Origin of the sequence: Acinetobacter sp. YH12108 (assembly GCF_013419055.1) — a bacterium.
Lineage (GTDB): Bacteria > Pseudomonadota > Gammaproteobacteria > Pseudomonadales > Moraxellaceae > Acinetobacter.
In genome coordinates, this window is the sequence record NZ_VPAW01000009.1 from 120,654 (window position 1) to 132,703 (window position 12,050).

General features: G+C 44.8%; 9 protein-coding genes. 3 read left to right on the forward strand and 6 right to left on the reverse strand.

The features are described 5' to 3' along the window. Positions 1 to 74: 74 nt before the first annotated feature. Both FTU46_RS07920 and FTU46_RS07925 read left to right on the forward strand, forming a co-directional pair. Positions 75 to 2,426, forward strand: coding sequence for a Tex family protein (locus FTU46_RS07920; protein ID WP_180104700.1), 2,352 nt, complete (start codon positions 75 to 77; stop codon positions 2,424 to 2,426). A gap of 82 nt (positions 2,427 to 2,508) precedes the next feature. Continuing rightward, entirely contained in the window at positions 2,509 to 4,476 is a 1,968-nt protein-coding gene (locus FTU46_RS07925; RefSeq protein ID WP_180104701.1) for a DUF2075 domain-containing protein, read from the forward strand. A 36-nt stretch (positions 4,477 to 4,512) separates the two neighbouring features. Here the strand turns inward: FTU46_RS07925 and FTU46_RS07930 are convergent, their stop codons facing one another. The 6 genes from FTU46_RS07930 to FTU46_RS07955 form a co-directional block, all read right to left on the reverse strand. Continuing rightward, positions 4,513 to 4,830, reverse strand: coding sequence for a hypothetical protein (locus FTU46_RS07930; protein ID WP_004781714.1), 318 nt, complete (start codon positions 4,828 to 4,830; stop codon positions 4,513 to 4,515). 61 nt (positions 4,831 to 4,891) lie between these two features. Beyond that, on the reverse strand, positions 4,892 to 5,968 hold the full coding sequence (locus FTU46_RS07935; protein WP_166134788.1) for a patatin-like phospholipase family protein: 1,077 nt from the start codon (positions 5,966 to 5,968) through the stop codon (positions 4,892 to 4,894). 157 nt (positions 5,969 to 6,125) lie between these two features. Continuing rightward, positions 6,126 to 7,745: an AarF/ABC1/UbiB kinase family protein gene (locus FTU46_RS07940; protein WP_180104702.1), complete on the reverse strand. Its 1,620-nt coding sequence runs from the start codon at positions 7,743 to 7,745 to the stop codon at positions 6,126 to 6,128. A 12-nt stretch (positions 7,746 to 7,757) separates the two neighbouring features. Continuing rightward, the gene (locus tag FTU46_RS07945) at positions 7,758 to 8,471 is read right to left on the reverse strand and encodes an SCP2 domain-containing protein (protein WP_180013296.1); all 714 of its coding nucleotides are present in this window, start codon (positions 8,469 to 8,471) and stop codon (positions 7,758 to 7,760) included. A 14-nt stretch (positions 8,472 to 8,485) separates the two neighbouring features. After that, positions 8,486 to 9,430, reverse strand: coding sequence for a bifunctional demethylmenaquinone methyltransferase/2-methoxy-6-polyprenyl-1,4-benzoquinol methylase UbiE (gene ubiE / locus FTU46_RS07950; protein ID WP_005232491.1), 945 nt, complete (start codon positions 9,428 to 9,430; stop codon positions 8,486 to 8,488). Between the two features lie 260 nt (positions 9,431 to 9,690). Then, a complete protein-coding gene (locus FTU46_RS07955) occupies positions 9,691 to 10,395 on the reverse strand; it encodes a hypothetical protein (protein WP_180052877.1) in 705 nt (234 codons plus the stop codon). Between the two features lie 206 nt (positions 10,396 to 10,601). On the opposite strand from FTU46_RS07955, the gene FTU46_RS07960 reads away from it, so the two are divergent. After that, a complete protein-coding gene (locus FTU46_RS07960) occupies positions 10,602 to 12,023 on the forward strand; it encodes a phosphate--AMP phosphotransferase (protein ID WP_180104703.1) in 1,422 nt (473 codons plus the stop codon). The last annotated feature ends 27 nt before the right edge of the window (positions 12,024 to 12,050 follow it).

A 12,050-nucleotide genomic window follows, 5' to 3' on the forward strand; every position in this document is an offset into this window, starting at 1 on the left:
AACAATGGTGGATTTTATAGACCTGGTCTTTATAATCATGCCATTTAGTACTTATCCTTGTGGGATCAAACACGATGACTGACTTAGTTCAGCAGTTGGCAAAAGAACTTGCCGTACGTCCAAATCAAGTAGAAGCTGCCATCAAACTGATTGATGAGGGTGCCAGCGTTCCTTTCATTGCACGTTACCGTAAAGAAGTAACGCAGGGCTTAGACGATACGCAACTACGCCAGCTCGATACACGTTTATCGTATTTGCGTGATTTGTATGAACGCCGTGAAAAGGTGATCGAATCACTAAAAGAACAAAATAAATTATCTGATGATTTATTGGCACGGGTGAATGCGGCAGAAACAAAAAATGCCCTAGAAGAAATTTACGCACCATACCGTCCAAAACGTACCAGCAAATCGTTTAAAGCCAAAGAAGCCGGTTTAGGTCCGATTGCAGAAAAAATCTTTACTGAAGCCGTGGATCCAGCAGAAGCATTAGCGGGCTTTAGCCATGAAGATTATCCAGATCAGGAAAGCCAGCTCGATGCGATCCAGCACATCCTGATTGATGACTGGGCGCAGAATATTGCGTTGACCACTGAGCTTAAAGCAATGTTTGCTAAAACTGCCGTGCTGAAAAGTCTGGTCGCTAGCGAAGAGAAAAAAGAAGTTGGTAAAAAATTCCGTGATTACTTCGATTTCTCTGAAAATCTGAACAAGGTACCTTCACACCGCTTATTGGCAATGCTACGTGGTCGTCAGGAAAATGTACTGGGCCTTAAAGTAGATGGTGAAGATGATGCACCATTGGCACGTATTGAAACTGAATACAACCTGGATACCATTCAGCCGCAATCTCGTCAGGATTTCCTGAAACAGACTGCAAAACTGTTCTGGCTTGGTAAAGTTCGTCCAACGATCGAACATTCATTATTGACTGAAAAACGTCTGGCTGCTGAAGCTGAAGCAATGCAGGTCTTTGCTGAAAACCTGCGTCATTTACTGCTTTCTGCGCCTGCAGGCGCACGTACGACACTGGGCGTAGATCCTGGTATCCGTACTGGCGTAAAACTGGCAGTGGTGAATGAATCAGGTGATGTATTGGCACATAGCACCATTTACCCATTTGCACCGAAAGATGATAAAGAAGGTTCACTGACTGAATTGGCACGTCTTTGTCGCGAATTTAATGTTGACCTGATTGCAATCGGGAATGGTACGGCAAGCCGTGAAACTGAAGCGTTAATTGCTGAAATGATGGCTGCAAATAGCGACCTGAAATTGACTCGTGTTTCTGTTTCAGAAGCGGGTGCTTCTGTTTACTCAGCATCTGAACTGGCTTCTCAGGAATTGCCTGAATTGGATGTATCGATCCGTGGTGCAGTATCAATTGCACGCCGTCTGCAAGATCCATTAGCAGAACTGGTGAAAATCGATCCTAAATCCATTGGTGTAGGTCAGTACCAGCATGATGTGAACCAGACCGGTCTGGCAAAAACTCTTGAAGCAGTGGTTGAAGACTGTGTGAACTCGGTCGGTGTAGATGTAAATACGGCATCTGCTGCGATCCTGGGTTATATCGCAGGTCTGAACAAATCAATTGCACAGCAAATCGTGGACTTCCGTAAGGAAAATGGCCGTTTTGACAACCGTCAGGACCTGAAAAAAGTGCCACGCCTAGGCGAACGCACTTTTGAACAGGCGGCGGGTTTCTTGCGTATCCAGCAAGGTTCAGAGCCACTAGATGCGTCTGCAGTTCACCCAGAGTCTTATCCACTGGTATCTAAAATTGTTGAAGCGAAAGCAACCACTGTAAAAGATATTATTGGTAATACTGAAATCATTCGTCAGGTGAATGCAGAAGAGTTTGTCGATGATAAATTCGGTCTGCCAACCGTTCAGGATGTTTTGGCTGAACTAGAAAAACCAGGCCGTGACCCACGTCCAGAATTCCGTACCGCAAAATTCCGTGATGATATTACTGAAGTGTCTCAATTGACTGAAGGCATGCAGCTGGAAGGCGTAGTCACCAATGTGACTAACTTCGGTGCTTTCGTGGATGTTGGTGTACATCAGGATGGTCTGGTACATATTTCTGAACTAGCGAATGAATTTGTGGCTGATCCGCATAAAGTGGTGAAACCAGGTCAAATCGTACAAGTTCGTGTACTGAACGTCGATGTTGAACGTAACCGTGTCAATCTGTCGATGCGTCCTGAAGGTTCCGAAGCGCCAGCGAAAGCACCACGTCAACCACGTCGTGATAATGAGCAACGCGGTGAGCGCAAGCCACAAGGTAAACGTCCACAACATGCGCGTCCGCAAGGTGATCGCCCACATGGCAAGAAACCTCAAGCGGCTAAACCACAAGAAAATAAAATTGGCGGTTTAGGGGCATTGTTATTGCAAGCAGGGATTAAAGGTTCGAAATAATCTTTAGGCTCTAAACGAAAAACCTCCCTTTTGGGAGGTTTTTCTTATTAAAAACATTTAAAAAATCTCAAAGAATCTAAAAATGTTAAGAAGTTATTATCAAAGTTCCATCCAAGATTTTTTACCTAGCTCAAATGACTTAATCTTAGGTAATTTGGCACAGCATCATGAATTTGCACTTGAAGATTTACAGAAAAATGCTTGGTTAGCACAAATAGATATTTTAAAAGCAAATTTAGTTGGTATAGCAAAGGGTCGTCTTTACTTTGAGTACAGCATTCCTCGAATGGGGAAGCGTGCTGATAATATTCTGATTATTCGTGATTTAATCTTTGTTATTGAGTTTAAGGTTGGGGAAAGTTTTTATTCTGCAACTGCAAAAAATCAAGTGATTGATTATTGCTTGGATTTAAAGAATTTTCATTCACAAAGTCATGATAAAAAAATTATTCCAATTCTTGTAGCTACTGAAGCGGATACACAAAAAATCATTTGGGAGGATGTAGATGATCTTCGAGCACCCATTTGTTGTCATCAGTACAATTTAAACCAAATGATTCTACAGGCTCTTGCGCATTATGATGTGGGTATGGACATTAATATCCAAGAGTGGAATCAAGCCATCTATAGACCAACACCCACGATTATTGAAGCAGCGAAAGCACTTTATCAAGGACATCAAGTTGAAGATATTTCCAGAAGTGATGCGGGGGCGATTAATTTAAAAATAACTTCAGCACGTATTGAACATATTATTGAAACAACAAAAGAAAAACGACATAAGGCAATTTGTTTTCTTACAGGGGTACCGGGTGCTGGAAAAACATTAGCAGGGCTGAATATTGCTAACCAGCGACTAAAAAAAGACGAATCAGAACATTCAGTTTTTCTCTCGGGCAATGGCCCACTTGTTGATGTGCTAAGGGAAGCGCTGATTCGACAAACAGTCGAAACAGCAAAAACTGAAGGTCAACTTGAAACCAGATCAAGTGCTGAAAGAAAAGCAAAAGCTTTTATTCAAAATATCCATCACTTTCGAGATGAGTATTTAAGGTCATTAGAAGCTCCTATTGAAAAGGTGGTGGTATTTGATGAGGCACAAAGAGCTTGGCGCAAAGAACAAGTTTCTAACTTTATGAAGCAAAAAAAGGGAATTCAGAGCTTTGATAAATCTGAACCACAATTTTTGATTGAGGTAATGGATCGGCACACAGATTGGTGCGTGATTATTTGTTTAATCGGTGGCGGTCAAGAGATTAACACTGGAGAAGCAGGGGTTATCGAATGGTTAGATGCTTTACAACAGCATTATCCTGAATGGCAGATTTATTATTCTGAGAAAATTTTAGAGGATCGTGTCTATATACAAGATCAAAGCCGAAAGCATCATTTAATTCAGCATGGCAATAAAGAACCTGATTTACATTTGGCGGTATCAGTAAGGTCGTTTAGAAGTGAAAGAGTTGCTGAACTTGTCCAAGCAATTTTAGATGGGGATGCGACGAAAGCACAACATATTTATAGCCAAGTTGTAGAATCCTATCCAATTGTTATAACAAGGAATTTGGAACAAGCTAAGTCATGGCTAAAACAACAAGCCAAAGGGACAGAGCGTTACGGCATGATTGCGAGCTCAGGCGCAAGAAGACTCAAAGCAGAGGGGATTGATGTTAAAAATAAAATCACACCATCTGATTGGTTTTTGAATTCTACAATTGATGTACGTTCTTCATATTACTTAGAAGATGTCGCCACAGAATTTGATGTTCAAGGATTAGAATTAGATTACTGCTGTGTTGCGTGGGATATTAATTTTTACTTTAAGGATGGTTGGTGTTATCAAGCATTTAAAGGAACAAAATGGCAGAACATCAATCAGATGGAAAAGCAAAAATATCTACTGAATACTTATCGTGTTTTGTTGACTCGTGCGCGTCAAGGAATGGTGATTTACCTACCGAATGTAGATGATAATGATTGGACCAGACCGAGTGAATTGTATGATTCAACATATCAATTTTTAAAAGCCTGTCATCTCAAAGAAATTTAAAAAAAGCCTCCCAATCGGGAGGTTTTTTATTTTGGATTAACTATTAATAATCGGAACAATCCAGCTGGTAATAATCAATAAAATACCCAGATGTCCCAGTTTACGTGTCACATAAACCAGTTTAGACGGTGGTTGTTCTAGCTGTTTAGCATACTCTTCCATGGTGATGCCTTGTTTGCCTTTACTAGTATATAAAAACACACCCAAATCCAGACAGATCAGAATGGTGCCAATATCTGCCACCAGTTCCATCAGCTCAAACTGCTGGGTATACAGCGACATGCTAACGCTATAAATCAGATAAAGTCCAAAGGCTATACATGCATATTGCAGGATCACTAAAAATTTCTGCATAAATCTCAACAGTTCAAAAAATTAAGGTAATTATACAAACAATTCGAGCAGACCGCGCCCATTATAGGCTTTGCATCACATCGGCAAAATTCTGCTTCTCGACTAGCTCCAGAAATTCATCTCCCAGGCGCTGACTTTCAGCAATACATTGCTTCCAGAGCTGAATCCGCTGAGCTTGATCCAAACCTTTCAAAGTGAAGTCTTTACGATCCGGTAAACGACCCAAAGGCAAACTTTGCAAATATTCCTGAGAGGGTGAAATTAGCAAAGTTCGTGCCTGATTTTCCGGGCGTGCCGTGCGTTTAAACAGTTTATCGAACCAGCCAGGAGTAATGCTGTCAGTAAAATGCGGATACAGCACGATGCCTTTGCTTTGGAAAGGCAGGTCAATATGATAGTCAATCAGACCGCCATCGCGATAATAACCTTGCGGTGCATCCGGAATATTATTGACTGCTGCCATCACGCCCGGAATAGAGGCAGAAGCCATCAGCCAGGACAAAACACTTTGCTCAGTCAAGGCGTGATAATGTGTAGTAAATCCATCATCGGCAATTTTAAACTGTTCACCGGTATTCGGCTGGCTGATCACACGTTGCATAAAATGGCGACTATGTTTGCGCGCTACAGCGGTAGTTCCCACAATGCCAGCTACAGAGGCGAGTAGGGGGAGCGCCTTGTCACTTTGGAAAATGTGCTGGGCTTTAATCGACAATACCGTCAGATGATAATCTGGATGATTCACCAGATCGGTTTCTTTGCCTTGTACCAGATCCAGCAGCATGCCACGACAAACGTCACTGACCTCCTTACGGGTCATTTTCTTGTGAAAGTACAGATGGGTATACAAGTCGGCAAGACGTTCAGTGCCTGCTTTGGCTCCCCACGCCGCGACACTGGCAAAACGCCAGCTACCAATGGATGAACCGACTAAGGTTCTACGCTGAGGAGCACGTGGGAAAAACTCGCCAAAAATGGCCTGGTCCAGTCCCTGAATCCCAATGCCTTTGGGGCCACCTGCAGCACCCGGCACAATATCGACCTGTTCGGGTTGCAAACCTTCTTTCAGAATCAGCTCACGAGCCTGATGCCCAGCGCGGATTTTCAGAGCAGGCGCATGTTTTTGTAAAATCTGCATAAAGGTTCAACCCATATTTGACCAATGAGGACATATTTTAAGCATCTGGTCACAAAGCCCAATGGCAAGATATACCCTAAGGTGACTTTGCAGTCATAGGGAAGGAGAAAAATAAAAAAACCTGAACAATGTCAGGTCTTTTAAGAAGATTATTCAGTTATTTTGCAATCCGCCAGACTGCGAGTATGCTTGCTAGCACAATCAGAATCACTGACACAAACCATGGTGAAATGATTGCAATCGAAAGCAGAATGGCCATGATGCTGCCAAAAATCCAGCTACGTTTTTGCTGATGTTCCATTTGCAGGCGCATACTTTGCAATTCATTGAGCTGTTTGGCATGCCAGGAGGACTGGTTTTTCAGGCCATTCAGGCTGTCGATCATCAGGGTCGGTAGGTCCTGCGCGCCCAAAAGCAGATCCGGGATTTTTTGTCCGAGTTCCTTGATATTCTTTTGCGGATTCATCTGGGCTTTGACCCAATCGGTGAGGATTGGTTTCGCCAGACTCCAGATATCCAGCTCAGGATATAAATCTGTTCCCAGGCCTTCCACATGTACCAATGTTTTCAGTAACAACATCAGTTGTGGCGGGATTTCCAGATGGAAACGACGGGCGATGTCCATGACCTGAATCAGAATCCCGGCAAAATCCAGTTCATGCATCGGCTTGGAGACCATTGGACCCACGGTACGACGCATTTCGCGTGCTAGCGCGTCCTGATCGGTACCCGGTGGAATCCAGCCGGCCTGATGCACAATCTGAATCAGCTGCATGAAGTCGCTGTTCATGACCGCCAACAGCATACGTGCTACGGTCATCTGGTCATGCTTAGACAGCTCTCCCATAATCGCGCAGTCCAGCGCAATAAAGCGCGGATTGGCCGGATTGATAGTTTCTACAAAGACATTGCCTGGATGCATGTCCGCATGGAAGAAGTTGTCGCGGAAGACCTGAGTAAAGAAGATAGTTAAACCTTTACGTGCCAGATCAGCACGGTCCATACCCAGTTCATCAAAGGTGGCAATATCCGAAATCGGAACACCGGTAATCCGTTCTGCTACCAGCACGTCCTTACTGTCCATATAAACTTCAGGCACATACATCATGCTGGAGCCAGTGAAGTAATGACGCATACGGCGGGTATTGTCCGCTTCCAGCGTCAGGTCCAGCTCATTCAGAATGATCTGGCGATAGTCCTGAATAATTTCAGACAAGTGTAGGGCACGCGCTGCTTCCAGACGTTTTTCCAGAAAATCGCCCAGCCAGCTAAGAATTTCAAAATCCTGCAAGATCTGCTGGCGAATATTCGGACGGGTCACTTTGACCACCACTTCACGGCCATCATGCAGGGCTGCAGTATGCACCTGTGCAATCGAGGCGGCTGCCAGTGGCTGAACATCAAATCGAGCGAACAGGGTATTTACATCCGCTTTTAATGATTCTTGAATACGCATCTTGGCGACATCATTATCAAAGGGCTTGACCTGATCCTGTAACAGGACCAGTTGTTGCAGCACTTCAGGCGGAATCAGGTCACGACGGGTCGAAAGCAACTGACCCAGCTTGATTGCCAGTGGTCCCATTTCTTCCAGTGCCAGTTTCAGCTTGAGCGGATTTTTACGCTCACGGCTGGACCAGGCTGCCGGATGCATACGAATTAAAGATAAAATATGCCGGGCTTTTTCAGGAAGTTCTTCCGCAGGAAACAACGTGTCGAGTCTATAGTGCGCGGCGATGCGCCAAAGTTCGAGTAAACGTGAAACATGCGGAATCATAAAGCGGTGTACCTAGTATTGAGAAGGGATATGAGGTGTAGCAGGAGTAAATGGCTGATCAGTAGAATCGTCAGATTCAATCTGAGCCTGAAGCTGACGGATTTTGGCTTCGACGCGATCTAAATTCTGGTTCAGGATACGAGTATCCTGATTCAGGTCATCCATTTGCCAGCGCGGGGCAAAAAGGCCACTATCTTCTTTCAGGGCATCTTCAGCGAAAAATAACTGGCTTTCTAAAGTGCGTTTTAAATGCTTCGGAGCCAGCTGCAACTTGCCAATTTCATGTGCCAGAGCAGGGCCAATCCAAGGACTCAAATGCGCCGCCAGATCAGGTTCTGCCTGCTGCATGATGCGCTGGATTTCTTGCAGAAGTTTATAGTCACCTTGCAATGGAATATTACCGACTTCATCAGCAAGCAGCAGTTTAAGCAGCTCTACGACATTATTCACCTGTAGCGTCGCCGTTGCTTCAGGAATTTGAGTACTATTGGCTTCATAAGGGCGCTGTTCAAAAATCGAAGATTCTTCAGTATGGCCGGTTGGCGTTGGTTCTAGACGAACCTTGCCCTCATCAAAGAAGACATCGACGGACAGCTGCGGTGAAGTAATGACCACCCGCAGCATTTTGCCAGCCAAAGTATTGAGCTGAATGCGGGTAATCGCATCCAGATCAATCATATGATGAATCAGGCGTTCAACAGCACCGAGGGCGAGAAGTGACCACATATCGGGTACGACCCTTAAAGCTTGAAGCCACGGTGAACGGCAACGATACCACCGGTCAGGTTGTGGTAATCACAGTTCTGGAAGCCAGCATTTTCCATCATGCCTTTTAAAGTACGCTGGTCTGGATGCATACGGATTGATTCAGCCAGGTATTTATAGCTTTCTGAATCATTTGCCACGATTTTGCCCATGATTGGTAAAGCGGTGAATGAATACAGGTCATACAGTTTTGAGAATGGCTCAAAAACTGGTTTAGAGAATTCCAGAATCAGTAAACGACCGCCTGGCTTAAGCACACGATACATGGCTGCCAGTGCAGCATCTTTATCGGTGACGTTACGCAGACCAAAAGAAATCGTTACCAGGTCAAAGCTGTTGTCGGCAAATGGCTCTAGAGTTTCTGCATTCGCCAGAACGAAATCAACATTGGTACAGCCGGCATCAATCAGACGATCACGGCCAACATTCAGCATGGATTCGTTAATATCAGACAGTACTACATGACCGGTAGGGCCCACTTCACGGCTAAATACTTTGGCTAGGTCGCCTGTACCGCCTGCAATATCCAGCACATGCTGGCCACGGCGCACGCCTGACATATTAATCGCAAAACGTTTCCACAGACGGTGAATGCCGAATGACATCAGGTCATTCATGATGTCGTATTTGCTGGCCACCGAATGGAATACTTCAGCCACTTTCTGGGCTTTTTCGTCACTGCTCACAGTCTTGTAGCCGAAGTGTGTGGTTGGACCGACGTTACCGGTATTGGCACCGCGTGGCAGGTTATATTTAGGGACAGTTCCAGTCACAGGCGTATCGGTCAGGCGTTGTTCTAGAGATTGTTGCTGACCTTGTGGAGCGCCTTGCGGAAGCGGAGTGGTTAAGAATGGGCTCACTTTGTCTGTCTGTTGTGCCGACTCGGGTGTAGGGGTAGGCGTTTGATTTTCATTCGACATTGGAGTCACTCCTAACATATCAATCGGGTTAATCTTGCATTGCCTGCATAATGACAGATTCTTGGATGTTATTCAGCAATCATGATGCAATTGTTATGAATAATATACAGAAAAATAGGAATATGGGCGGAAATCTTCACTGCCAGTGATCGAATAATTCATATGATTTATCATTGGCGATGGCCTGCCCTAAAGACCTGAAAATATCAGGATCAGGCAGGACCGCAAGCCTTCCTCATCATGGATGGGAAAGGAATCTACTATTGGAATGGCACTGGATCGCCTGAATGCACCTTATCAATAATGCCGCGTTCAATCGCAGTAAAGTCATGTACGAATTTTTCTGCCGATTTTAACGGTTTCATGGCCTGGAAACCGTCCTGCATAAACTCATACATCACCTGAAAATGATATTTATTGGCTGCGCCTTTACACATCTTGAAGGCGGTATAAACCACAAAGGAACGCATATATTTATCCAGACTGACACCCAGCTGATCCAGCAATGCCAGCTGTTTCAAGCGCGCTTCGCCCTGATCCAGTTTCAGATAGGTCACGCGCATCATTTCATCAGTCAGTGGTGCGTTGGCAGGATAATCCTCTAAAAGCTGAATCGCGACCTGTTCATCCAGTTGCACGGCCAAGATCGCCAGTTCGACGCCTGAGGTTCCGGTTTTCAGGGCATTTTCCGGAATCATTTTTTCTGCCTTGTGCGCATATTTCATCAGTCGGGCAATCTGTTCGGCCAGTGCGTCAAAGTCTGGGCCGCCATAGAGCCGATTCAGGAAATATTCGGCCATCAGCTGGTTATTTTTTTCAGAAAAATGCTGATGATGGCTACGCTGCATCCGTGCCTTTTGCCATGCCTGCACATCCTGTAAACGGCTTAAAATTTCAGGCTGAGTGTGATACTTCAGCTGATAATACTGTTCTAAGAGTTCATCTAATCGGGCAAGTTTGGACATGTATTTTCAAATATGATTTTTCGATCTCAGAATCTTAGAGGGTGTGGCGCAATCTCGCTATGACAAATTGATCAATGATTCCTTATTTGAATGTCAATTTGCTGTTTAAACAGACAATCTAATCGTGTGAAAAACGTTGCTAATGCTATTTTTGCGTTCAGACTCCTCGCTATACTGCCCACAAGAATAAAAGATGAGGGATCTCCATGCGTACAGAAGAACAAATTTTCCAGTTAATGGATGAAGACGAGCTATCCCTTGCATTGATCAATGCCCAGTATGATCTGAGAAAAACCCAAGGTCAGAAAAATGGCAAAAGCCTGATTGTTCTGGTCAATGGAATCGAGCTGGCAGGTAAGGGCGAAGCAGTCAAACAGTTACGTGAATGGGTAGATCCTCGTTATTTGCAGGTGAAGGCCGATCAGCCGCAAGTATTAGGAGAAAAACAGACCTTCTGGCAACCCTATACACGGTTTATTCCTGCCCAAGGCCAGATCATGGTCTTGTTTGGTAACTGGTACAGCGATCTGCTCAGAACCACCATGCAGACTGGTGCCATTGATGATGCCCAGTTTGATGCCTATCTGGAAGATATGCGTGTCTTTGAGCAGGATCTAAAAAATAACTATGTTGATGTGGTCAAGGTCTGGTTCGACTTACCTTGGAAAACGCTACAAAAACGCCTGGATCAGATGGATTCGAGTGAAATGCAATGGCACAAACTGCATGAGCTGGACTGGCGCGACAAAAAAAAGTACGACACCGTGCAACGTTTGCGAGAGCGGTTTACTAAAGACGAAGACTGGCTGATCATTGACGGGGAAGATGAAAAACAGCGTGACCAGCAGTTTGCACAGTATATTTTGCAGGCGCTAAAACATTGTCCCAATCATCCGGTTCGGGCCAAAGGACGATGGAAACAGGCCAAAATTCCAGAATTATTGCAGCATCCTTCGCAAGAACTTGCCAAGACAGAGGACTATAAAGCGGAACTGAAAAAACTGTCTCCTCAGGTGGCCAAGGCGCTGCGCTCAGACCCACGTAATGTGATTTTGCTGTTTGAAGGGATGGATGCAGCAGGCAAGGGCGGAGCAATCAAGCGGATTGTGAAAAAGCTGGATCCACGTGAATATGAAATCCAGACCATCGGGGCGCCGGAAAAATATGAACTGAATCGACCTTATTTATGGCGTTTCTGGAACAAGCTGCAAACTGATGATGATATCTGTATTTTTGACCGCTCCTGGTATGGTCGGGTGCTGGTAGAACGGGTAGAAGGCTTTGCCAGCCCGGCAGAATGGCAGCGGGCCTATGATGAAATTAACCGATTTGAACAGAGCCTGATTAACCATCAAACCGTAATTATTAAATTCTGGCTGGCGATTTCCCAGGCAGAGCAGGCGGCCCGTTTCAAGGCGCGTGAAGATACCCCACATAAGCGCTTTAAAATCACCGATGAGGACTGGCGTAACCGGGAACGTTGGGATGATTATTTAAAAGCGGCCGCCGACATGTTTGAACGTACGTCGACAGAACAGGCACCATGGCACATTATTGCCACTGATGATAAAAACACCGCTCGGGTCGAAATTTTAAAAACAATTTTAAAGCAGCTTCAGGCAGATTAATCTGCCTGAGTTTTGAAAAGTTTGGGG